Origin of the sequence: Rhizobium sp. BK650 (assembly GCF_014195325.1) — a bacterium.
Lineage (GTDB): Bacteria > Pseudomonadota > Alphaproteobacteria > Rhizobiales > Rhizobiaceae > Rhizobium.
Genome location: NZ_JACIBK010000002.1, coordinates 327084 through 350535 on the forward strand (window position 1 = coordinate 327084; position 23452 = coordinate 350535).

A 23452-nucleotide genomic window follows, 5' to 3' on the forward strand; every position below is an offset into this window, starting at 1 on the left:
CTTTGTCAAGGAAGGGATCTGTTGGGGCTTTACCTTAAAATGCAAGAGGGCTGGACGGACCGCCATCACGCCTTGCAGCAAACAACCACCGTTCCCATATTAGGTCCACCCGGATGCTGCATGAGGTCCGGAGAGGTCGCTTGCATCAAGGACTTTGGAAGATGAACCGCATCACCCCTTTCGCCAGCCCGCTGCTTCTGGGCTTCGACGCCATGGAAAAGACGCTTGAGCGAATTTCCAAGGCGAGCGACGGTTACCCACCCTACAATATCGAACGTATCGCTGCGGGCCACGATGCGCCTGAGCGGCTTCGCATTACGCTTGCCGTTGCCGGTTTCAGTGAAGAAGAGCTCGATGTATCCACTGAGGAAAACCAGCTTCTAATCCGTGGCCGCCAAGTCGATCAGGGCGAGCATGATTATCTCTACCGCGGCATCGCCGCGAGGCAGTTCCAGCGGACCTTTGTTCTCGCCGATGGCATGCAGGTTTTGGGCGCAAGTCTCAAGAACGGTCTGCTCTCGGTTGATCTAATTCGTCCGGAACCGGCGCGCATGGTCAAAAAAATTAACATTTCGGTTTCACAGTAAGACAACGGTTCGCTGAGCCGTTGGTCCCTTCTCCCGGAGGAACAGGAATGTTGATGAAAGAAGCCACGTCGCGTCTGACCAAGTCCGAACTTGCCGGCATCGGCAATGGCGAGGTCGCTTATATCCGCAAAATACGCACCGAAGAGGTTGCCAAGTGCTTTCCCGAGGCGCCGGATATCGATCCGAGCGTTGATCTTTGGGCATTGTTCGGCGCCGACGGTACCCCAATCCTGCTGACGGACAATCGCTCGAGCACCTTCTTTAAGGCCGCCGAGGACGAGCTGAAGACAGTCAGCCTGCATTGATCACGATTGGCTGCCCAGGGTGGCCGCAACAATGCGTGTATGAAGAATGGTAATGGGCGATGCGAGGGGCTCGTGTGAGTCGCTTGCCCATGCGTATAGCCACCTTCCAGAGTTTTCCCATTTCGGACGACGCCGAGGCCGCGGCCGATAGGAATTGAGCGATTTGCTCTGGACCGAAGCATACGGCGTCTATCTCGCGCTCTTCTCCAAATCGATGGCTGCGCGGCGATCGTTGCGCCCGACGGCTCGGCGACAGGCACGGCTCGTCGAAGGCGTGGAAGATGTCGTAGTGGCCGACCTGCCCTGAGAACTAATGTCTGCGTAGTCAGGTCCGCTTGAAGGTGAGATAGGCCGAGGAGCGGCCCTCGCGGCGGGCCTTAGCTTCGTAGCGGGTGCTCGGCCAGCCTTGATAGGGCGTCAGCCAGTCGGCAGCATTCTCTGCCGTCCACGCGAAGCCGCCATGGTCGCGGCATTTCAGCAGCGTCCAGTTCACATAGGTGTCGATGTCGGAAGCAAAGCAGAAAAGCCCGCCTGGCTTCAGCACGCGATGGAAACGGTCGAGATTGGTCTTCGAGACAAAGCGTCGCTTCCAGTGCTTCCGCTTCGGCCACGGATCCGGGTAGAGCAGGTCGATTTGCTCGAGGCAGCCATCGGGAAGCCAATCGAGCAGTTGCGTCGCATCGTCGTTGTAGACACGCACGTTGCGCGCACCTGTCTCATCGATACGCGCCAGCAGCTTCTGCATGGAGTTGATGAAGGGTTCGACGCCGATAAAGCCTGTCGAGGGGGTTTCCAGCGCGCGGTGAATGAGATGCTCCCCGCCGCCAAAGCCGATCTCCAACCGCATCTTTTCGACTGCAGCGGGGAAAAGCGTCTTCAGCGGCTCCGGGGGAGCCGTTGAGAGATCGATGATGAATGCCGGGAGCAGGGTGGCAAGCCTTTCGGCCTGCTGTTCACGCAAAGCCTTCCCCTTACGGCGACCGAAAAAGGCTTCGGTCGCCCGGCTCCGGCGTTCTAAATCCGTCATGCCGCGACCTTGGTCCTGACGGCATCCTTGAGCGCCTTCACGAGGTCGGTGCGTTCCCAGGAGAACGAGCCATCGCGGCCCGCTTTGCGACCGAAGTGACCGTAGGCCGAGGTCTTGGCATAGATCGGCTTGTTGAGATCGAGATGACGACGAATACCCGACGGCGACAGGTCCATGTTCTGACGGATCGCGGCTTCAACCTGATCTTCCGATACACCCTTGCCGGTGCCGTGCAGGTCGACATAGATCGACAGCGGTTGCGCGACCCCGATGGCGTAGGAGAGCTGGATCGTGCAACGGTCGGCAAGGCCGGCGGCTACGACGTTCTTGGCCAGATAGCGGGCCGCATAGGCAGCTGAACGATCGACCTTGGTCGTGTCCTTGCCGGAGAATGCGCCACCGCCGTGGGGAGCAGCACCACCGTAAGTGTCAACGATGATCTTGCGGCCGGTGAGGCCCGCGTCACCGTCCGGGCCGCCGATGACGAACTTGCCGGTCGGGTTGATGTACCACTTGCAATCCTCTGCAATCTGCAGGTCGCCGAGGGCTTCGCGGATATAGGGCTCGACGACGCTGCGAACTTTCTTCGAATCCCAGCTTTCGTCGAGATGCTGCGTGGAAAGAACGATCGACGTAACTTCCGCCGGCTTGCCGTCGACATAACGTACGGTGACCTGGCTCTTGGCGTCGGGGCCTAGTTTGGCGACTTCGCCTTCGCCCTTCTTGCGGGCAGCAGCGAGGAGCTGAAGGATCTTGTGAGAATAATAGATCGGCGCCGGCATGAGGTCGGGCGTTTCCTTGCAGGCGTAGCCGAACATGATGCCCTGGTCGCCGGCACCTTCGTCACCCTGCTGGTCGGCGGCGCTGTCCACGCCCTGGGCGATGTCGGCCGATTGCGAGTGCAAGAGCACGTCGATCTTGGCCTTCTTCCAGTGGAAGCCATCCTGCTCGTAACCGATATCCTTAATGGCGCGACGGGCCGCAGCCTTGAACTTCGAGGGGTTGATGACGTCCTTGCCGTCCTTGTCCTTCTTCATCAGGCTCGGCGGAAGGCGAACTTCGCCGGCGATGACGACGCGGTTGGTCGTCGCGAGAGTTTCGCAGGCAATGCGCACGCCCCACGGATTGACGCCGGTCTTTGCCGCTTCACGGTAGACCAGATCGACGATCTCATCGGAGATGCGGTCACACACCTTGTCCGGGTGACCTTCGGCAACAGATTCGCTGGTAAAGAGATAATTCGCGCGCATTCCGGGATTCCCCTCAAAGAACAAAAGCAGCCTAGTAGGTACTCAGTTCGCGCCTGAATGACAAGCGCAGAAGGACATAAATATATCTTTATATCTGCGGTGAAGTGACAAATTTTGCCTCAAAAACGGAAAAAAGCGGCCTTTTGAGCCGCCTTTGAGTTCTTAGAGCGTGGGTGGACGCTCAGTCGGAGTCGGCTTCCGCTGCCAGCGCCTTCACCAGTTCGACGACTTTGCGACGAACCTTGGGATCGGTGATCTTCACAAATGCGCGGTTGAGCTGGAGTCCCTCCGAAGAGGACAGGAAATCTACCACGTAATTCGAGCTCGACGCTTCCGACATACCGGTCAAGGCAGCGGAATGTTCGCCGGGAGCATCTTCGAAGAAGAAGGAAACGGGAACGTTGAGGATGCTGGAAATATTCTGGAGGCGGCTGGCACCAACGCGGTTGGTGCCTTTCTCATATTTCTGGATTTGCTGAAAGGTGATGCCGAGGCTTTCCCCAAGCTTCTCCTGACTCATACCCAACATGGTACGGCGAAGTCGAATACGGCTACCGACATGAATATCGATAGGATTCGGCTTCTTCTTATTTTCAATCATGGTCGTGCCCTAGCAAAGAAAAATTCAACCTTGTTCTAACCGGCATGCCCTGACCTCATTCCGTAACGCCACGTTGCAAGTCGTGATAACTCACGCTGAAGCGTACGTTACTAACGCCGATTGCTACCACTATGCAATTTTAGGGGTTTTCGGTCAATTCAACCCGAATATAAAACCCTTGCGTGAAATTAGCGCAATGAGCATCAGTAACGTTTCAGTCAACCAGAAGTACGTTTGGCGAGGGTATGAGCTTCCATTGTTTTTTCCGAGTCCATTGAGGGTTGCATCAATAAAGCCAATTTCGTCCAATTTTAGACCTGTAACGATTTCGCCACGCGCGTCTACAACCGCCGAAATTCCGCTATTCGCGTCGCGAATCAGCGGTAAACCGGTTTCAACCGCTCGCACGCGTGCTTGCTGAAAATGCTGATAGGGACCCGGTGTCGAGCCGAACCAGCTGTCATTCGTGACGTTGAGAAGGGCATTCGCTTGGCCGATGTTGCCGGTCATTTCGTCCGGGAAGATGATTTCATAGCAGACGAGCGGATAGAGTTTCAGGCCGTTTGGAAGTTCGAGCAGATGACGGCTGGCGGCCGCCGAAAAGCCCCCCGGCATTTCCACCACATTCTGGATACCGAACGCATTCAGGGTATCCTCAAAAGGAAGATACTCGCCGAAGGGAACGAGGTGCACCTTGTCGGAAGCGGCGACGATCTGCCCCCGCCCGTCGATCACATAGATCGAATTATAATAGCGGGTAGGAGAACCAGGCCCGAGTTCTTCGGCGCGCACGGCGCCCGCGATCAGAATCTGGTCGTCGTCGAGCGTATCGGCAATCCGCGTCAGCGCATCCTGGTTGTCGGTGAGAATGAAGGGGATCGACGTTTCCGGCCAGACGATGATGTCAGGCTTCTTGCCGCCCTCCCTTGGCGCCTCCGCCGAAAGCTTGAGATGGGTCTCGAAGATCGCCTCGCGATCCGCATCATTGTCCATCTTGGCGGTCTGGTCGATTGCCGGTTGAACGAGGCGAACTACCGGCCGCTTGTCCGCAGGTAAAGCCTCGGGTTTCGGCGTAAGATAGAGGATGTAGGCGCCGTAACCGAGATGCACCGCAAAGAGCATGGCAGCGAGACCGAGGCCGAGTTTCGCCCCCTGCCGGGTTCCGATGAGGGCAGGGGCAGCAAAGACGAAAACCGAGAGAGCCGTTATCCCCATGGCGCCGATCACATGCGCGGACTGCATCATGACGGGCATGGGCATCATGGCATAGCCGATGGCGTTCCACGGGAAGCCGGTGAAGATGAAGCTGCGAAGCCACTCGAGCAGGCCGAAGCTCGCAGCGAGCGCCGCAATCCGCCCCATGCCATCGGACCAGAAGATGCGGGCAAGTGCTGCGGCCAACCCATAGAAGATCGCAAGGCAGGCCGGGAGTCCAAGGATCGCGAGAGGCAAAGCCCAGGCAAATTCCTCTGAATCGATCAGCAGTGCGTGTCCAAGCCACCAAAGGCCGGCAACGAAATAGCCGAAGCCGAACAGCCAACCCGTGGCAAATGCCGGCCAGAGCCTGCCGAGCAGGCTGCTTTCCGGTGAGGCCGCTGCCCCATCAATCAGCCAGACGAGCAGCGTGAAGGAAACAAACATCGCGGCGAAGAAACCGATCGGGGGCAGCGCCAGGACGCCGAAGGCACCCGCTGCGATCGCAAGCAACGACCGTTTGAACCCCCAGACGAGGATAATCCTGTCCGCAAGCCGCTCCATGCGCACTCCCATCAAAGCTGCGAATCAATCCAATCGCAGTCTTTCAAAAAAGCATGCACTTGTCGTCTTACGGAACGTTCAGTTTGCCGTCGATTCCGCCGGCCGATCATCGGTTCCTTCGCCAATCGGCGGTCCATCGCCGTCTGTCTTGACGCGGCGGCGGATTGCCTGGCGCTTACGGGTAATGCGCACCCGCTTGATGCGGCGCGGATCTGCGTCGAGAATATGGAACTCGAAATCCGGCAGCGCCTGCACGACTTCGCCGCGCACCGGGATGCGCCCCAGTGCTGAGAAGATCAGGCCGCCCAGCGTATCGACTTCGTCGATCTGTTCGCTGATGTCGAAATCTGGGCCAATGGCTTCGGCAATTTCCTCGAGCTCGACACGGGCATCGGCAACGAAGACGTCTTCCGAAACGCGCTTGAACATCACTTCTTCATCGTCATGCTCGTCGTCGATATCGCCGATCACCATCTCGACGATATCTTCATGCGACGCGAGGCCGTCGGTGCCGCCATATTCGTCGATGACGAGCGCCATCTGCGTGCGGTTGACCTGCATGCGGCGCAGGAGATCGGAGGCCAGCATGGAGGGCGGAACGAAGAGGATCTGTCTGATGATACCGGTTTCGGCGAGCGTCCTTTGCAGGTCGACGCGTGCGAGGTCGAAATTCGGCTTGGCCGAACGCGGCGCCTTCTGGATATGTTCCGGCGATACCTCGATTGCCGGTGCCCCTGCTGTGGGCTTGGTACTTCCGCGGCGCTTGTTGCGCGCCTGCTTGGCGACATAGGAGAGAAGGTCGCGGATATGCACCATGCCGCGCGGATCGTCGAGCGTTTCGGCATAGACGGGCATGCGTGAGCGACCGCTTTCCTCGAAGAGGATCATCAGTTCGCCGATGGTGATATTCTGGTCAACCGCCTCGATATCGGCGCGTGGCACCATCACGTCGGCAACGCGCACTTCCCGGAAGCGCAGAATATTGTGGAGCATCGCCCGCTCGTCGGGCGAAAAGGCATCGGCTGCGGCCGGATCGGTCATCAATGCGTCGGCAATGTCTTCGCGCAGGCGGGAGCCCTGTTGCGGCCTCAGCATACGCGCAGCGCGCGACCAGAAGGATTGCGGTCGGTGTCGACTACTGCCACCCTCGTCGGAAGAGGAGGATTGGTCGGAGTCCTTGGCGTCTGACGCCGGCTTCGTTGAAAAGTCGCTCATGGTTCCATTTTAAGGTCTTGACCCTCGTAGGGGTCAGATAGGCCGAGCATCGCCAAAATACGAGTCTCTAGCCTCTCCATAATTTCGGCCTCGTCATCATTAATATGGTCGTAGCCGAGCAGATGCAAGAAACCATGCACCATAAGATGGGTCAAATGGTCGTCGAAACTCTTTTCGAGTTCCTGCGCCTCCCGCTCCACCGTCTCCCTGGCGATGATGATATCACCGAGCATAGGGCCGGGCATCTTGCCGGGTTTCACCGGGAAGGCGGGAAACGACAGCACGTTGGTCGGCTTGTCCTTGCCACGCCATTCCGCGTTGATGTCCTGGATGGAGGCATCGTCGGTAAAGACGAGTGAGACTTCCGGAGGCATCTTCGGGAAGGGTTGCTTTTCCTCTTCCCGCAGATAAATGGCCGCCGCGCCCAGCACGCGTTCGCCAAGGGCGTGCAATACATCTTCGGCGGGCCAGCCCGTATCCTCGATGCTGATCTGTATGTCGAGCTCGGCCATCAGTCCTGCCGGCTGTCCTCTTCGTTTGCCGCTACATAGGTCGCATCATAGGCTTTGACGATGCGGCCAACCAGCGGATGACGCACGACGTCGACATCCTTGAAGCGCACCATCGAGATGCCTTCGACGTCGTTCAAGAGGTGCAGCGCCTCCACGAGGCCGGATTTGACGCCCCGCGGCAAGTCGATCTGGCTCGGATCCCCGGTGATGATCATGCGCGAATTCTCGCCGAGACGCGTCAGGAACATCTTCATCTGCATCGACGTGGTGTTTTGCGCCTCGTCGAGGATGATGGCGGCGTTGGCAAGCGTACGGCCGCGCATGAAGGCGAGCGGGGCGATTTCGATGACGCCGGCGGTAATCGCCCGCTCGACCTTGTCGCCGGGGATCATGTCGTAGAGCGCATCATAAAGCGGGCGCAGATAAGGATCGACCTTTTCCTTCATGTCGCCCGGCAGGAAGCCCAGGCGTTCGCCGGCTTCGACGGCAGGTCGCGAAAGGATGATCTTCTCAACGGCGCCGCGCTCCAGCAGCTGGGCTGCATGGGCGACAGCGAGGTAAGTCTTTCCGGTACCGGCAGGACCGACGCCGAACACCATCTCCGAGCGCTCCAGCGCCCGCATATAAGCATCCTGTGTTGGCGTACGCGCAATGATCGTCTTTTTGCGCGTCGAAATCTGCGCCATCGTCAATTTGGCTTTTTTTTCCATCGTCGGCAACGTGAGCTGGTCATCGGCTGCAACCGCCATACGGATTGCACCTTCTACGTCAGAACGCTCCACACTGCCGCCTTTCTGGAGTTTTTCATAGAGGTAATCGAGTGTGCGCCGCGCCTGATTGGTCGCCAGCACATCTCCGGTAATGACAACGGAGTTGCCGCGCGCGCGAGCATCGATATTGAGCCGCTGCTCCAGCAGCTTCAAATTCTGGTCGAACTGTCCGAAAAGTTCGCTGGCGAACCGGTTGTTCTCGAACGTCAGGACGAAGTGATTGGCGTCGCTCGCTATGCGTGGGTGGCGCGGTGAAGTAGAAACCAATTCCTGTCCGTTCAAGCGGTCGAGCTCCCTGGGTTAGACCTCAGCCTCTGCGCGTTCGGCAAACAGGCTGTTGGTTCCGGTTCCTGTGATTCGCACTTTAATAATGTCACCGATTTGCGATGCTTTTGCATCAACATTCACTGACTGCAGCCACGGCGATCTGCCGATAAGCTGGCTCGGCATGCGGCCGGGCTTTTCCAGAAGAAGATCGATTTCTTTGCCGATACAAGACTCGTTGAATTCCTGCGTCTGCTTGAGAAGCAGCGCTTGCAGGCGTTCCAGCCGTTCTGCCTTGATGTGTTCCGGCACCTGGTCCTTCAATTCCGCGCCGGGCGTACCCGGGCGCGTCGAGTATTTGAACGAGAAGGCCTGCGCGTAACGGACCTCCTCAACGAGTTTTAGTGTATCCTCAAATTCCTTGTCTGTCTCCCCCGGAAAGCCGGTGATGAAATCGCCCGACAGTGCAATATCGGGACGCGCCTTGCGGATGCGCTCTATGAGGGAGAGGTATTCGGCCGCCGTGTGCCGGCGGTTCATCGCCTTGAGAACGCGGTCGGAACCCGCCTGAACCGGCAGATGAAGATAGGGCATCAGCGCGCGGAGATCGCGATGCGCTTCGATCAGCCGGTCATCCATGTCGCGCGGATGGCTCGTCGTATAGCGCAGGCGCGCGAGACCGGGGATATCGGCAAGCCGGTAGAGCAGATCGCCGAGGCTCCATTCTTCGCCTTTCGGGCCAACGCCGTGCCAGGCATTGACGTTCTGGCCGAGCAAGGTGATTTCGCGCACACCAGCGTCGACGAGCTTCATCGCTTCCTCGACGATCTGCGAGACAGGCCGCGAGACTTCCGAGCCGCGCGTGTAGGGCACGACGCAGAAGGTGCAGAATTTGTCGCAGCCTTCCTGCACTGTCAGGAAGGATGTCACACCGCGGGCGCGGATCTTCGGCGCCTCGGCGATCGGCAGATGCTCGAACTTGTCCTCGATCGCATATTCCGTATCGACAACGCGGTGGCCTTCCTTGGCGCGTCGCAGCGCGTCGGGGAGGCGGTGATAGGTCTGCGGGCCGATGACGACATCGACGGCAGGTGCACGGCGCAGGATTTCCTCGCCTTCCGCCTGCGCGACGCAGCCGGTCACGCCGATCATCATCTCGCGGCCGTCCGCAGCCTTGCGCTTTTTCATCTCGCGCAGGCGCCCAAGCGCGGAGTAGACCTTCTCCGCAGCTTTTTCACGGATATGGCAGGTATTGAGCAGGACGAGATCAGCCTCTTCCATGTCCTCGGTCGGCTCATAGCCGTCGCGGGCTAGAGCATCACTCATGCGCGTCGAGTCATAGACGTTCATCTGGCAGCCATAGGTCTTGATGAAAACCTTGCGGCTGTTAGAGCCATCGCGGAGAGAGGTCTCCGGGGCTTGAAGAAAGGCGCTGTCCTGGGTCATGGCGGCTATTTAGTGGTTTTTGGCGCGCGAGAAAAGGGACTCTCGGTTCAGCCGATATTACGGCCGCGTAGGCTGCTGTTCAGCAGGGTGCGGATGCGAGCGGAGATCGTGGTGCTGACTGCCTTGCGATTGGTCTTCTCGCTATATTCGACCGCCTCGCCAAAAGAGACCTCGACGTCGATCGCACCGCATTTCAGGATATCGATCAGATGCGGCAGAAGCTCGATATCGCCGGGCCAGGCCGCAAGCGGGCGATGATAGCGACCCATGGCGATACCGTGAACCTGCGTATAGGCGATGGACACCGGCTGGACCATAACCGTGCCGTTCGGGGAATGAGGCACTGCCATCGCCGCCGCGCCAAAGAGCGACGATTTGACTTCCAACAGGCGATTGCCATCTGACGTGGTCCCCTCAGGAAACAGCACGACGATTTCGCCGTCCGCCATCCGCCCGGCGATCTCACTCGCCTGGTGGCCGGTGCGGCGCTTTTCCTCCCGCACCACAAAGACGCTCTTCTGCAGCTTCGCAAGCATGCCGAAAATCGGCCAGTCGCGCACCTCGATCTTGGCGATAAAGGCGACATCGGCCACGGCAGACATCACCATGATGTCCATCCAAGAGGAGTGGTTCGAACAGAGCATCAACGGGCGGCGGCTTTCGAGCGCACCGCGAACCCGAATGCGGATGCCGAGACAATAGCAGACGATACGATGCCAGCGGCGAGGCAGGGTGCGCCTCAGTTTCCAGTCGAAACGCAGCGCCAGCACCTGTAGCGGCATGAGCAGGATGCTCGTGACAATGATAATGGTAAGCGCGAAGGCGATGCGCAGCCAGACGATCAAATGCGGCGCTCCCGGACTGCCATTCTATCAGATTTCGTCTTTCTTCAGCGGGATGCCGTAGAGTTCTAGCCGATGATCCACGAGCTTGAAACCGTGTTCTCGGGCGATGCGTTCTTGCAACGCCTCGATTTCCGGCGAGCGGAATTCAATGACGGCGCCGGTTTTCAGGTCGATCAGATGATCGTGATGTTCTTCGGGAACCGTCTCGTAACGAGAGCGACCGTCGCGGAAATCGTGCCGGGCGATGATGCCGGCATCTTCGAACAGCTTCACCGTGCGATAAACTGTAGAGATCGAAATCTTTGTATCGACCTTCACGGACCGGCGGTAAAGCTCCTCGACATCGGGATGATCTTCGGAGTCCTCGAGAATGCGCGCGATCACACGGCGCTGCTCGGTCATGCGCATGCCGCGTTCAGCGCAAAGCTCCTCAAGGGTCTTGGCTACCTCAGTCATGGCTGCCTTCTCGCTATTCTTGCCGAGAAGGGAACTACCGAAGAACGCGCTTCATGACAAGCGCCGTGGAGGTAGCCCCATTGGCGTCCTTATAATAGCCCTTGCGCTCACCCGCTTGCTCGAAACCGAGCTTGCGATAGAGGCCGAGGGCCGCGGCATTGCCGTTATCGACTTCCAGGAACATGCTCTCGCCGCCGCGAAGGCGCGCTTCGCGCATCGCCGCCTGCATCAGCCGCCAGCCGAGGCCTGAGCGCGCAACCTTCGCCTGCACGGCGATCGTTAGAATTTCCGCCTCGCCCGCCACCTGGCGCGCCAGGATGAAGCCCGGCAGGGTTTTTTTCAGAATGGCATTGGTCTGGCGGGCGACGAAGCCAAAGACGGTGGCCTGCGTAAGCAGGCTGTGGAATTCGCCGTCACCCCAGGGACGGGCAAAGCGCTCGCCATGCAGGACCGAAACGTCGAGGCAATCCTCCGGCTCCATGGCGACGATTTCGAATTCCGGCTTTAGCGTCAGATAGGCTTCCAGCATCGTCATACTCTTGCAATCGCGTACCCGGCCTGCGGTTTGGCATCGGGTCCGCGCAGATAAAGGGGTTTCGGCTTTCCGGAATTCGGGCTCGCGGCCGCACCGAGGCGCGCCACGATGGAGATCGGGAAGGAGTTGGCGTGCTCGCCTGCCACATCGGGCTTCAGGAGTGGTGTCGCCGAACCGGTGATCTGACCGTCGAACCCGGCAACAAAAGCCTTGGCCTCCGATACGCTCACCGCACGCGCCTCGTCGAGCGGCGTGCCGTCGGCTGCGAAGGGCTGGAGGTAGATTTCGTCCCGCTTGGCATCCATTGCCGCAAGCACGGGCTGGCCTGGCATCTTTTCGCGCTGAGCAGCCGCCATGACTTCGAGTGTGGTGATACCGACGGCTGGCACATTGAGGGAAAGCGCAAAGCCGCGGGCCGCGGCAACACCAACGCGGATACCGGTAAAGGAGCCGGGTCCGATGGTGACGGCGAGGCGGTCGACATCGGAGAGCGTGACGCCCGCCTGATCCAGCGCACGGTCGACAATACCCATCAGATGTTCAGCATGCCCCTTGCCGATCATGTCCGATGCCTCCCCCAGCACCGTATTCCTGCCGCTGTCATAAACGGCGGCAGCGCAATCTACACCTGCCGTGTCGAGCGCCAGAACGATCATGCCATCAATTTCCGAATAAACTATTGTTGCCTATCCATAAATCCGTCTGGCCGAACGCAAAGTGAACAGCCTGACGAACTTCAGATTTTTAAGCGGCAATCACTTCCTGAACTTCCGGAACAAAATGGCGCAGCAGATTCTGAACGCCGTGCTTCAGCGTTGCCGTCGAAGACGGGCAACCGGAGCAGGAACCCTTCATGTTCAGATAGACCTTGCCGTCCTTGAAGCCGCGGAAGGTGATATCGCCGCCATCCTGGGCAACGGCCGGACGCACGCGGGTCTCCAGCAGTTCCTTGATGGTCAGCACGATCGCTTCGTCGCCTGCGTCGAAAAATTCATCGCCGGCGTCGACATCTTCCGAGAGGATCGAGGCATCACCCATGACCGGCTTGCCGGACATGAAGTGCTCCATGATCGAGCCGAGAATAGCCGGCTTCAGATGCTGCCACTCGGCATGGTCCTTGGAGACGGAGATGAAATCATAGCCGAAATAGACGCCGGTGACGCCGGGAATTTCGAAAAGACGCGCAGCGAGCGGCGATGCCTGGGCTTCATCGGCATTGCGAAATTCGGCCGTGCCGTTTTCCATTACGACCTTGCCCGGAAGGAACTTCTGCGTGGCAGGATTTGGCGTGGCTTCGGTCTGAATGAACATCTCGCTCTCCATGCGGCGGGCCGTGACCTCAACCGTTTTTAGAATTCTTCAAAAGAAAATAAGCCCATTGTCGAGCCGATTCAAGAGACTCGTACTCAAGAAATGGCTTAGCACAGGGCGTCTATTTCCTCATTGGTTAGCGTGTCCGGAAGCACGGTGACCGGAATGGGGAAAGCCGCCCCGCGTCCGGCAACGGAAGAAACCAGCGGTCCCGGCCCTTCCTTGGCGGAACTCGCTGCAAGCACAAGGATCGCGACGTCCCGGTCTTCCTCGATAACGGCATTGATCTGCTCGGCCGAATTGCCTTCGCGAATGACAATCTCGGGTTCGATGCCGATCGTTTCACGGACGATCTGGGCGGCTTTGGCAACGGTGGCTTCCGCTTCTTCGCGGGCTTCCGCCCGCATGATCTCCTCGACCCCCAGCCATTGCTGGAAATCGCCGGCCGGGATCACGTAGAGCAGGACAAGTCCGCCATTGGAATTTTTAGCGCGCCGCCCGGCATAGTGGACGGCACGTTGGCATTCGGGTGTAGCATCGATCACCGCCATGAATTTGCGGCGATGACCTTCGAGCCGTGAGAGTCGCTTCGATACCATGGCGCGGACTCTGACACCCGCGACGGAGAATTTGCAAGCCCCCGTTTTGCACGGGAGCTCTGCATGTCGATGGGATTAGTAGAGGAAGCCGATGATCTCGCGAAGTTCGCGCATCGTCACGTCTGCACGCGCCCTTGCCCGCTCGTTGCCATTGCGCAGGATCGCGTCGATATGGCTCGTATCGTTCATCAGGCGACGCATCTCACCCGTTATCGGTGACAGAACCTGAACGGCGAGATCGATCAGCGCCGGCTTGAAGACGGAGAACTGCTGGCCGCCGAATTCCGAGAGCACCTGATCCTTCGTCTTGTCGGCGAGTGCTGCAAAGATCGAGACGAGGTTTTCGGCTTCCGGCCGGCTTTCGAGACCGGCGGCTTCGCTCGGCAAACCGTCCGGATCGGTCTTGGCCTTCCGGATCTTCTTCGAGATCGCGTCCTCGTCGTCCATCAGGTTGATGCGCGAAAGGTCCGAAGGATCGGACTTCGACATCTTCTTCGTGCCGTCACGCAGCGACATGACGCGTGGCGCCGGCCCGCCGATCAGCGGTTCGACCATCGGGAAATAGGCATGCACCGGCTCGTCGCCGACGGTGATGTCGATTCCGTAGTTGGTCTTACGGATATGCGAGGCGAAATCGAGATTGAACTTCATCGCGATGTCGCGGGTCAGTTCGAGGTGCTGCTTCTGGTCTTCGCCGACGGGCACATGTGTGGCGCGGTAGACGAGAATGTCGGCGGCCATCAGGCTCGGGTAGGCATACAGACCGAGCGAGGCCTGCTCGCGGTCCTTGCCGGCCTTGTCCTTGAACTGCGTCATCCGGTTCATCCAGCCGATGCGGGCGACACAGTTGAAAATCCAGGCGAGTTCGGCGTGCTGCGGTACGGCGGACTGGTTGAAGACGATATGCTTTTCAGCGTCGATGCCGGAAGCGATGAAGGCGGCAGCGATCGATCGTGTCTGCGACAGCATGTCCTCGTGGACGAGCTGTGCGGTCAGCGCATGTAGGTCGACGACGCAATAGATGCAGTCGTTGCCGTTCTGGAGCTGCACGAAGCGGCGGATCGCGCCGAGATAGTTGCCGAGATGCAGGTTGCCCGTCGGCTGAACGCCGGAGAATACCAGCTTCTTGAATTCGCCCATGATGTTGTCCTCGATTAGGCTGGTGGAGGGCCCCAGGGCCAAGGGCCCATGTTGCTAACGCGGGCGCTTATGCACGCGCTCCAGGTTGCAATCAAGAGGCGGCGGGTGCAGCGTGTTGAATGAGATCGAAGGTGTTGCCGTAAGGATCCGAAAAGACTGCGACGGTGCCGTAAATCTCATGCCGCGGCTCTTCCAGAAAGCGCACACCGGCGGCGAGCATCCCGGCGCGGTCGCGCGCGAAATCATCCGTCTTCAGAAAGAAACCGACGCGGCCGCCGGTCTGATTGCCGATAGCGGCCCGCTGCGCCTCATTTACCGCCTGCGCCAGCAGAAAGGCCGCCCCATCGCCGCCGCCAGGTTTGACGACGACCCAGCGCTTGCCTTCCGGCTGCAGTTCATCTTGAAGGCATTCGAAGCCGAGTGCCTCACAATAGAAGGCTTTGGCACGGTCATAGTCATCGACGACGAGGGTGACGAGGAAGAGGGACTGGGTCATGTGATCTCTCGAATTTGGGAATTTTTTCTACTAATGCGTAGATTAAGGTCTGATTTTACGCCAAATTGATCAGTACGTTTAACCACAATTGAGTATAAAATTTCACAGAAAAGCTTTCTTTGAACTGAGAATCCTCCGACTGGCGTGACGGCCGCTTGAGCCGTCGGGATAACCGACCGGAGGGATCATGCAGAACGCCAGTTTGCTCACTGTCGCAGGCCTTTTTGCCTTACAATCAGCAACCACAGCCGTTGGTCAAGATGGCCGACGAGCCACGCAACTTCCAGAATATGAAACGCGGCTCGCTTACACGATGCAGACCGTCAGCGTTCGCGCCGGGTGTTTCCCGGCACGATTGCGGGCGGTCTTGTCGCACATTGCGGCAAAGACCGGACGGCGCCCGATGATAACCTCGGGCTTTCGGCCGCATCCCAGCCGCCACGGCTCCTTGCATGGAAAATGCTTGGCGGCGGATATCCGGATTCCCGGTGTGTCGGAGCGCACCATCATCGCCGCTGCGAAAACCGCTCCCGGCATCGGCGGGATCGGCAGCTATTGCAACGGCATCGTCCATGTCGATGTCGGCCCGCAACGACGATGGGTGGACTGCTAAAGCAGAGTAAGCAGCGCTTGCTTCCCGAATTGCGTAAAACGAGCCTTACGCGTCCTTTACGGGTGCCGGCTTGCGATTGAGATTGCGCCGGATCATGCCGAGGTCCGCGCCGCCGATCAGGAAGGCGGTCGCGAAATAGACGACCATCGAGATCGCGATGAGCAAGCCAAGCGTGCTGACCTTGGTCAGAAGCGGCGCGCCTGTGGCAAGCGAGGACGCCCAATATTGTTTGAGGTAGATGATGGCAACGCCCATGACGGCGGCAGCGACGATCAGCAGCATCGCGCGTTTGGCAAGCGACCACTCCCACGTCAGATGGCCGCGGCGCAACAGCGTGGTGAAGAGCAGCACGGTGCTGATCCAGCCGGCCGTGGCTTCCGCAACGGCGATGCCCGGAGCGCCCATAAAAGGGAACAGCGTCAGCGCGGTGGCGCAGTTGGTGGCAACTGCGACTGCCGAAAAGCGCATCGGTGTCTTGGTGTCCTCGCGAGCGTAGAAGCCTGGCTGCAACGCCTTGATCAACACGAAAGCCGGCAGGCCGATGCCGTAGATCGCCAGGATCGAACCGACGATGAGGGTGTTTTCCTGATGGAAGGCGCCGCGCTCATAAAGCACGCGGATAATCTCGTCGGAGAGGATCCAGAGTGCAAAGGCGGCAGGGATCGTCAGGAACAGCACGAATTCGATTGATCGATTCTGCAGAAAAGCTGCCTCGCGCAATGCGCCGCCCTTGAGCGCGCGGGCAAGCTCCGGCAACAGCACGACACCAACCGCGACGCCGACGACGCCGAGAGGCAACTGGTAGATGCGGTCGGCATATTGCAGGGCGGCAATGGCACCTTCGCGAGAGGAGGCGATCGCCTGGCCGATGAGTTGATTGATTTGCGTGATGCCGCCGGTGACGGCAGCCGGAACGGCGAGAATCAGCAGCCGCTTGACGTTCGGCGTCATCTTCGGAAAGCGGAAACCGATGCTCATGCCCGCGTGCAGAACTCCGACATAGACGACGGCGAGCTGCAGGATACCGGCCACCAACACGCCCCAGGAGAGATACCATGCCGTTGCCAGCGGTTCGGCGCCGGTATAGAGCGCATAGAAGAGTGCGGCGATCATTACCACGTTGAGGAAGACGGGTGCCACCGCTGCGGCGAAGAAATGATGCAGCGAATTCAGCATCCCGCTCATCATCGCCGTCAGCGACATGCACATGAGGTAGGGAAACATCACTGCCGCCATACGGATGGTAATGCCGAACTTCTCAGGATCGTCAGCAAAGCCCGGTGCAATGACGAAGCGCACCAAGAGCGGCATGCAGAGTTCCATCAGGATGGTGATGAGCAGCAGCACCGAGAAGAGAACGCCGAAAACTTCCTCCGAGAAGCGCTTGGCGCCATCGGTGCCGTTCTCCTCGATCTCCTTGGCAAAGAGCGGCACGAAGGCGGCGTTGAACGCGCCCTCGGCAAAGAGCCTGCGGAAGAGATTCGGAAAGCGGAAGGCGGCGTAGAACACGTCGGCCATCGGCCCGGTGCCGAGTGCTGCAGCCATCAGCGTTTCGCGGGCAAAACCGAAGATACGGCTGCCGAGTGTAGCGCCGCCGACGGTGGCGAATTTCTTGACGAGACTCATACTGAGGAACCGGCTTTCTTTTCAGCAGCAGTGGCGGCAGGCGCGATGATGCCGGATGGCATGCGCTCGCGCAGTTCGTCCTGCTCTTCGGCCATGACCGCTTTCATGCGGGCGGTGATATTGGCCCGCTTGCTGTCGCCGGAAATCTTCTGGCCGACAAGGTCGGTGACGTAGAAGGTGTCGATGACCTTTTCGCCGAAGGTGGTGATACGAGCGGATTGAATGTCGAGGGACAGATCGGAGAGCACCGCCGTCATTTCCGATAGCAGGCCTGGCCGGTCGAGGCATTCCACCTCGATGACCGTGAACTTGTTCGACAGGTTGTTGGTGATGGTGACCGACGGCGGAATGATGAAGGCCTTGCTCTTCTTGCGATTCTTCGCGCGGGTCGCAATCACCTCGGGAAGGCGCTTACGGCCGGAAAGCACGTCCTCGATCATCCTGCCGATCGTGGCCGCGCGACGAAGCTCATCCTCATCGTTGGGAAATTCGCGGCTGACATGGATAGTATCGAGGGCGCGACCATCAGATGTGGTGAAGATCTGCGCGTTGACGATATTGGCGCCGGCCGCAGCACATGCACCTGCAATGACGGCGAGCAAGCGGGGATGGTCGGGTGAAAGAACAGTAATTTCGGTAATGGCGTGGAAGCTGTCCGTGCGCACGGAAGTTGCCAGCGCTTGTCCGGCCTTATCCGCCTGCCTGATGAAATGCGCGTGACGGATCTGGTCTTCCAGCGGCACGGAAAGCAGATACGGCTGGTAGTGCAGCTTCGTATAAGTGCGGCGATCCTTCTGGGGCCAGTCGGACAGTGCTGCATGAAGCGCGTCGGCGGCGGCCTGGGCGCGTTCCTTGCGGGACACCTCGGAGAAACCGCCGGCGAGCAAGAGTTCCGTCTCATAATAGAGCGTGCGCAGCAACTGGCCCTTCCAGCCGTTCCAGACGCCTGGTCCAACGGCACGGATGTCGCAGATCGTCAGAATCAGCAGCATTTTCAGCCGGTCCAGCGATTGAACGCGATCTGCAAAATCGGTGATCGTCTTGCGATCGGTTAGGTCGCGGGTCTGGGCGACCATCGACATGGTCAGGTGTTCCTCGACCAACCAGACGACGATCTCCGTCTGCTTCTGAGACAGACCGAAGCGGGCGCAGAGCTTACGGGCGACACGCGCGCCGGCGACCGAATGGTCTTCCTGCCGGCCTTTGGCGATATCGTGCAGCAGAACCGCGATATAGAGAGCTTCGCGGTCTTCGATATGGGGCATCAGCTTGTTGGACAGCGGATGCAGCTCCTCGGCCTTGCCCTTGTCGATTTCTGAGAGAACGTCGATGGCTCGGATCAGATGCTCGTCGACCGTATAGTGATGATACATATTGAACTGCATCATCGCAACGATCTTGCCGAATTCCGGAATAAATCGCCCGAGCACGCCGGCCTCGTTCATGCGCCGCAGGATCAGCGCCGGATCTCGCTTGGAAGTCAGGATCGACAGGAAAAGCCGGTTGGCCTCGTCATTTTCACGCAGGTCATTATTGATGAGAGCGAGTGAGCGCGTGACACGCTTTAGCGCATCCGGATGGAATTCCAACCCGTTGATATCGGCCACATGGAACAGACGGATGATGCTGACCGGATCGCGCTTGAATACGTCGGGATTGGCGACGGCGATGCGACCGCGATCTTCTACGAATTCGACGCTGCCGGGGATCTTGCGGCTGCGATGGGTAAAACGGCTGATGACGCCCGTCAGGCCGGGGATCGACTTCGCCTGCTGATCTTCGAGTGCGGCGCAGAGAATCCGCGTCAGGTCGCCGACATCCTTGGCGACCAGGAAATAGTGCTTCATGAAACGTTCGACGGCCGAAAGGCCGGGGCGGGAATGATAGCCAAGCGCCTCGGCAATCTCCCGCTGGATATCGAAGGAAAGACGTTCCTCGGCCTTTCCGGTCAGAAAGTGCATATGGCAGCGCACGGCCCAGAGAAAGTCGTCGGCCTTTTCGAGAAGCCGGTATTCCTGCTTCGACAGCACCCCGAGTGGCACCAGATCGGCCGGGTCGCGGACGTGATAATAATATTTCGAAATCCAGAAGAGCGTATGCAGGTCGCGAAGGCCGCCCTTGCCCTCCTTGACGTTCGGCTCGACGAGATAGCGTGTATCGCCGGCCTTACGATGGCGCTCATCGCGCTCGGCAAGTTTGGCGGCGATGAATTCCGGCCCCGTCCCAGTGACGATTTCCTTGTCGAAGCGGGCTTCCAGCTCCGTCTCCAGCGACTTCAGCCCGCAGATGTAGCGCATCTCCAGTATGGCGGTGCGGATCGTCATGTCGGACTTGGAAAGCGTAATGCATTCCTCGACGGTGCGGGTTGCATGGCCGACCTTGAAGCCCATGTCCCACAGCATGTAAAGCATGAACTCTACAGCCTTGTGCGTCTCCTCCGCCGGCTTCGGCAGGAAGAGAAAGAGCAGGTCGATGTCAGAGCCCGGCGCCAGCGTATCGCGCCCATAGCCGCCGACGGCCGTGACTGCAAACTTGTCCTTCTGCTTAGAAAAGACATGCGCGGTGGCGAAATTGTAGAGAATGGTAATGATTTGGTCCTGCAGCCAGGAAATACGGTGTGCGCAATCAAGCCCGCCACCTTGGGCGTCAAGCAGCTCGCGCGCCTTCCGCCGTCCGTCGACGCTCGCCTTCTTCAAGGCCGCGAGAAGATCACTGCGCAGCAGATCAGGACGGTTGCGGTTGGCTTCGGCAATGGCGTCACACTGCCCCTGCAGCAGTTCCACATCGAGGATTTCCGAGAAATCGATGCTGTGCGTCGCCATCGCCCGGTCGGCTTCCAGTTCTGGCCGGGCCGCTTGCTCGTGGCGCGCCTCTGATTTCGTCTGCATGCGTTAAAGCCTCTTTGGCCGCCTGATAATACAGGCGTTCATATTGCATGAACCTTTAAATTTGGCGAAATGGTGTTGGCTCGCCGTCGGCGAGGGACCCTTTGCCGCAAGTTCTCAGCCAGCCGGCTGCGTCAGCAGCGTATCGAGAACCTGCCTCGTCTCGCTCATGATGCTAGCGAGCGTTGCCTTGTCGCATTCGCGGTAACCGGCATCGACGATTGCGTCGCCGAGCTCACCGATCTTTAGGCAGGAGCCGGTTATCTTCGCTATGCCGATGGGCGTATTCCAGCCACGCGCTTCCAGGTTACCATCCGATTGTTTCGTGATTTCGAGCATCGAGACGATGACCGAGAGGCGCTGAGTTTCCTGGAGCAGTTTTTCCATAAACACCGGACGCGGCTCCTACTTCAACTTCTTTTTGAGATCGTAAAGCGCATCGAGTGCCTCGCGCGGCGTCATATCGTCAAGGCTCATTGCCTTCAGCGCTTCCTCGACCTTGGACGGACCGCGAGAACCTTCCTCACGGCGCACAGCGACTTGGAAAAGCGGCAGATCATCGATCAGCTGGCTCGCCGGATTCTTGCGGTCGGCGTCTTCAAGCCGGGTCAGCACATCGCGTGCGCGAGCTACGACCGACGCCGGCAGGCCGGCAAGCCGCGCCACCTGAATGCCGTAGGAACGATCGGCAGCACCGGGACCGACTTCATGCAGGAAGATAACGTCGCCGTCCCATTCTTTTACCCGCATCGTGGCGTTCGATAGCCGGGCGAGCTTTTCCGAGAGCACGGTCAGCTCGTGAAAATGCGTGGCGAAAAGCCCGCGGCAACGGTTCGCCTCATGCAGATGCTCGACAGCCGCCCAGGCGATGGAAAGGCCGTCGAAGGTCGCCGTGCCGCGACCGATTTCGTCCAGAATGACGAGGGAACGATCGGTTGCCTGGTTGAGGATCGCAGCGGTCTCGACCATTTCCACCATGAAGGTGGAGCGCCCGCGTGCCAGATCGTCGGATGCGCCGACGCGCGAGAACAGCCTGTCGACGATGCCGATATGCGCCGCTGTCGCCGGCACGAAGGAACCCATCTGGGCAAGGATGGCGATCAGGGCATTCTGGCGCAGAAACGTCGACTTACCGCCCATGTTTGGACCGGTCAGCAGCCAGATCGCCCCATCCTTGCCGTCTGAGACGGGCGACAGATCGCAGTTATTGGCGACGAACGGACCAATGGACTGCCGCCGCAGGGCCTGTTCGACCACCGGATGACGGCCGCCTTCGATCGCGAACATCTTCGAGCCGTCGACCGTTGGCCGGCAATAGGCCTGCTCCTCGGCAAGCAGCGCAAGGCCCGCCGCGACGTCGATGACGGCAAGTGCGCGTGCGCCGGCCTTGATTGCTTCGGCCTCGGAGACGGTGGCTTGTGTCATCCGGTCGAAAGCTTCGAGCTCGATTTGCAGCGCGCGATCGGCAGCGTTGGCGATGCGGCTTTCCAGATCGGCAAGCTCCGTCGTGGTAAAGCGCATGGCGTTCGCCATCGTCTGGCGATGGATGAAGCGGGCCTTCGCCTCCGGGGTATCTGTCATCGGGCCGGCATTGCCGGCTGTAACCTCGATGAAGTAGCCAAGAATGTTGTTGTGCTTGATCTTCAGCGACTTGATGCCGGTCTCTTCGGCATATTGCAGCTGGAGGCCGGCAATCACGCGGCGCGATTGGTCGCGCAGCGCGCGGACCTCATCGAGATCGGCATTGGCGCCATCACGCAGAAAGCCGCCATCACGCTTCAGGAGCGGTAGTTCCTCCGCGAGCGTATCCGCTAGCAAGGCTTCGAGCCCTGATGGCAGAGCCTGCAGCCCGATACGCGCCTGCTCCAGCTCTTGCGGCAGCATCGCGTCTCCCAGAAGACCAGCAACATGTGCGGCAGCGCCGAGTCCTTGACGAATGGCCCAGAGATCGCGGGGGCCGCCGCGGTCGAGCGCCAGGCGTGAAAGCGCTCGTGGCATATCGGGCACGTGCTTGAGCGCATCCCGCAGCTCGCCACAGAGCGATGGCTCCTGCATCAGGAAACCGATCGAATCCAGCCGCTCGTTGACGCGGGCGGGATCTATCAGCGGCGACGTCAGCCGCTCGGCAAGCAGGCGCGCCCCCCCACCGGTGGTCGTACGGTCGATCGCCCTTAGAAGCGAGCCGTTTCTATCGCCGGAAAGTGTGCGCACAAGCTCCAGGTTGGCACGCGTCGCCGGATCGATGAACAGCGTCGAGGCGCCGCTTTCCCGTTCCGGTCTGCCAAGCGGCGGCCGCTCGGCAATCTGCGTCTTCTCCACATAGGCGATGGCTGCTGCGGCAGCTGCCAGCTCGGCGCGCGAGAAGCTGCCGAAACCATCGAGCGTCGAAACGCCGAAATAGCGCGCTATGCGGGTTTCCGCCGTCGCGCTGTCGAAAAGCACAGCCGGCTGCGGAACGGCTGTGCGCCCCAGCACGTCGAAGACCGACTTCAGCTCGCCATCATAAAACATTGTATCCGGCACGATGAGTTCGCGCGGATCGATGCGCAGAATATCGGCGAGCAGCCGCGATACGTCCGTTTCCGCCAACCGGAAGACGCCGGTGGAAATATCGATCCAGGCAAGCGCCAGCGCCGGCTCGGAAGAACCGCGGATCCGCGACAGCGTCATCAGATAATTCGATTCCGAGGGGGAAAGCAGTTTCTCCTCGGTAATGGTGCCCGGCGTGACAAGGCGAATGACGTCGCGCTTTACGACGGATTTCGAACCACGCTTCTTGGCTTCCGCAGGGTCTTCCACCTGTTCGCAGACGGCGACGCGGTAGCCGAGCGCAATCAATTTCTGCAGGTAGTCGTCGGCTGCATGCACGGGCACACCGCACATCGCAATGTCCTGCCCCATGTGCTGGCCGCGCTTGGTGAGTGTGATGCCGAGTGCTCGCGAAGCCTCGAGCGCATCCTCGAAGAACAGCTCGTAAAAATCGCCCATGCGATAGAAGAGCAGCGAATCCGGATTGTTCGCCTTGATCTCGATATATTGTTCCATCATCGGTGTTGCCGAAGCGCGACTTTCCTCAGTCGCGAGTTCGGCTGCCGAGAAGGCTTCGTTTCTGCTGTCTATTCGTGCGTTCACGGAGGTGCAGTTTTTCCCAAAAAAACAGGTGCCAACCCTATCCGCGCGCCGCTATAGATGACAACAGCAATTGGGGAAG

At 59.5% G+C, this 23452-nt stretch carries 24 protein-coding genes; 4 read left to right on the forward strand and 20 right to left on the reverse strand.

Annotated elements, in window-relative coordinates:
• The first annotated feature begins 161 nt into the window (after positions 1 to 161).
• The 3 genes from FHX15_RS05910 to FHX15_RS05920 all read left to right on the forward strand — a co-directional run bounded on the left by FHX15_RS05910 (position 162) and on the right by FHX15_RS05920 (position 1199).
• Entirely contained in the window at positions 162 to 587 is a 426-nt protein-coding gene (locus FHX15_RS05910) for an Hsp20 family protein (RefSeq protein WP_184394566.1), read from the forward strand.
• Between the two features lie 47 nt (positions 588 to 634).
• Positions 635 to 892: a DUF1150 family protein gene (locus FHX15_RS05915; protein ID WP_112565322.1), complete on the forward strand. Its 258-nt coding sequence runs from the start codon at positions 635 to 637 to the stop codon at positions 890 to 892.
• Between the two features lie 154 nt (positions 893 to 1046).
• A complete protein-coding gene (locus tag FHX15_RS05920; RefSeq protein WP_184394568.1) occupies positions 1047 to 1199 on the forward strand; it encodes a hypothetical protein in 153 nt (50 codons plus the stop codon).
• A gap of 18 nt (positions 1200 to 1217) precedes the next feature.
• On the opposite strand, the gene FHX15_RS05925 is transcribed toward FHX15_RS05920, so the two are convergent.
• From FHX15_RS05925 to FHX15_RS06000, 16 genes are all read right to left on the reverse strand, one after another.
• Positions 1218 to 1919 (reverse strand): tRNA (guanosine(46)-N(7))-methyltransferase TrmB, encoded by a 702-nt coding sequence (locus tag FHX15_RS05925; RefSeq protein ID WP_184394570.1) that lies wholly within the window; start codon positions 1917 to 1919, stop codon positions 1218 to 1220.
• Complete coding sequence (gene metK / locus FHX15_RS05930; protein ID WP_184394571.1) at positions 1916 to 3169, reverse strand: methionine adenosyltransferase; 1254 nt, start codon at positions 3167 to 3169, stop codon at positions 1916 to 1918. Before metK ends, FHX15_RS05925 begins: the two co-directional genes overlap by 4 nt.
• 181 nt (positions 3170 to 3350) lie before the next feature.
• Positions 3351 to 3770, reverse strand: a complete 420-nt coding sequence (locus FHX15_RS05935) for a helix-turn-helix domain-containing protein (protein WP_184394573.1) — start codon at positions 3768 to 3770, stop codon at positions 3351 to 3353.
• A gap of 153 nt (positions 3771 to 3923) precedes the next feature.
• The gene (gene lnt / locus FHX15_RS05940) at positions 3924 to 5528 is read right to left on the reverse strand and encodes an apolipoprotein N-acyltransferase (RefSeq protein WP_184394575.1); all 1605 of its coding nucleotides are present in this window, start codon (positions 5526 to 5528) and stop codon (positions 3924 to 3926) included.
• A gap of 78 nt (positions 5529 to 5606) precedes the next feature.
• A complete protein-coding gene (locus tag FHX15_RS05945; RefSeq protein ID WP_184394576.1) occupies positions 5607 to 6743 on the reverse strand; it encodes a hemolysin family protein in 1137 nt (378 codons plus the stop codon).
• On the reverse strand, positions 6740 to 7255 hold the full coding sequence (gene ybeY, locus FHX15_RS05950; RefSeq protein ID WP_184394577.1) for an rRNA maturation RNase YbeY: 516 nt from the start codon (positions 7253 to 7255) through the stop codon (positions 6740 to 6742). Before ybeY ends, FHX15_RS05945 begins: the two co-directional genes overlap by 4 nt.
• Positions 7255 to 8307, reverse strand: a complete 1053-nt coding sequence (locus FHX15_RS05955) for a PhoH family protein (protein ID WP_184394578.1) — start codon at positions 8305 to 8307, stop codon at positions 7255 to 7257. Before FHX15_RS05955 ends, ybeY begins: the two co-directional genes overlap by 1 nt.
• An 18-nt stretch (positions 8308 to 8325) precedes the next feature.
• Complete coding sequence (gene miaB / locus FHX15_RS05960; RefSeq protein WP_184394579.1) at positions 8326 to 9735, reverse strand: tRNA (N6-isopentenyl adenosine(37)-C2)-methylthiotransferase MiaB; 1410 nt, start codon at positions 9733 to 9735, stop codon at positions 8326 to 8328.
• Between the two features lie 47 nt (positions 9736 to 9782).
• Positions 9783 to 10580, reverse strand: coding sequence for a 1-acyl-sn-glycerol-3-phosphate acyltransferase (locus tag FHX15_RS05965; RefSeq protein ID WP_184394580.1), 798 nt, complete (start codon positions 10578 to 10580; stop codon positions 9783 to 9785).
• Between the two features lie 27 nt (positions 10581 to 10607).
• Positions 10608 to 11036, reverse strand: a complete 429-nt coding sequence (locus FHX15_RS05970) for a Fur family transcriptional regulator (RefSeq protein WP_184394581.1) — start codon at positions 11034 to 11036, stop codon at positions 10608 to 10610.
• Between the two features lie 34 nt (positions 11037 to 11070).
• The gene (locus tag FHX15_RS05975; RefSeq protein ID WP_184394582.1) at positions 11071 to 11571 is read right to left on the reverse strand and encodes a GNAT family N-acetyltransferase; all 501 of its coding nucleotides are present in this window, start codon (positions 11569 to 11571) and stop codon (positions 11071 to 11073) included.
• Positions 11568 to 12227, reverse strand: a complete 660-nt coding sequence (gene tsaB, locus FHX15_RS05980) for a tRNA (adenosine(37)-N6)-threonylcarbamoyltransferase complex dimerization subunit type 1 TsaB (RefSeq protein WP_184394583.1) — start codon at positions 12225 to 12227, stop codon at positions 11568 to 11570. Before tsaB ends, FHX15_RS05975 begins: the two co-directional genes overlap by 4 nt.
• Before the next feature lie 88 nt (positions 12228 to 12315).
• Positions 12316 to 12882 (reverse strand): NifU family protein, encoded by a 567-nt coding sequence (locus FHX15_RS05985; RefSeq protein WP_184394585.1) that lies wholly within the window; start codon positions 12880 to 12882, stop codon positions 12316 to 12318.
• 107 nt (positions 12883 to 12989) lie between these two features.
• Entirely contained in the window at positions 12990 to 13481 is a 492-nt protein-coding gene (locus tag FHX15_RS05990) for a universal stress protein (protein WP_132652873.1), read from the reverse strand.
• Between the two features lie 75 nt (positions 13482 to 13556).
• Positions 13557 to 14621, reverse strand: coding sequence for a tryptophan--tRNA ligase (gene trpS, locus FHX15_RS05995; protein ID WP_184394587.1), 1065 nt, complete (start codon positions 14619 to 14621; stop codon positions 13557 to 13559).
• A 91-nt stretch (positions 14622 to 14712) separates the two neighbouring features.
• Positions 14713 to 15117: a VOC family protein gene (locus FHX15_RS06000; protein ID WP_184394589.1), complete on the reverse strand. Its 405-nt coding sequence runs from the start codon at positions 15115 to 15117 to the stop codon at positions 14713 to 14715.
• A 187-nt stretch (positions 15118 to 15304) separates the two neighbouring features.
• On the opposite strand from FHX15_RS06000, the gene FHX15_RS06005 reads away from it, so the two are divergent.
• Positions 15305 to 15730: a D-Ala-D-Ala carboxypeptidase family metallohydrolase gene (locus FHX15_RS06005; RefSeq protein WP_184394590.1), complete on the forward strand. Its 426-nt coding sequence runs from the start codon at positions 15305 to 15307 to the stop codon at positions 15728 to 15730.
• Positions 15731 to 15775: 45 nt separating this feature from the next.
• Here the strand turns inward: FHX15_RS06005 and murJ are convergent, their stop codons facing one another.
• The 4 genes from murJ to mutS all read right to left on the reverse strand — a co-directional run bounded on the left by murJ (position 15776) and on the right by mutS (position 23373).
• Positions 15776 to 17356 carry a murein biosynthesis integral membrane protein MurJ gene (gene murJ, locus FHX15_RS06010; RefSeq protein ID WP_184394592.1) on the reverse strand — a complete coding sequence of 527 codons (1581 nt, stop codon included), beginning with the start codon at positions 17354 to 17356 and terminating at the stop codon, positions 15776 to 15778.
• Positions 17353 to 20244, reverse strand: coding sequence for a [protein-PII] uridylyltransferase (locus tag FHX15_RS06015; protein ID WP_184394594.1), 2892 nt, complete (start codon positions 20242 to 20244; stop codon positions 17353 to 17355). The genes murJ and FHX15_RS06015 overlap by 4 nt, the downstream gene beginning before the upstream one ends.
• Positions 20245 to 20358: 114 nt before the next feature.
• Positions 20359 to 20634, reverse strand: coding sequence for a hypothetical protein (locus FHX15_RS06020; RefSeq protein WP_184394596.1), 276 nt, complete (start codon positions 20632 to 20634; stop codon positions 20359 to 20361).
• Positions 20635 to 20646: 12 nt separating this feature from the next.
• Positions 20647 to 23373, reverse strand: a complete 2727-nt coding sequence (gene mutS / locus FHX15_RS06025; protein ID WP_184394597.1) for a DNA mismatch repair protein MutS — start codon at positions 23371 to 23373, stop codon at positions 20647 to 20649.
• Positions 23374 to 23452 lie beyond the last annotated feature (79 nt).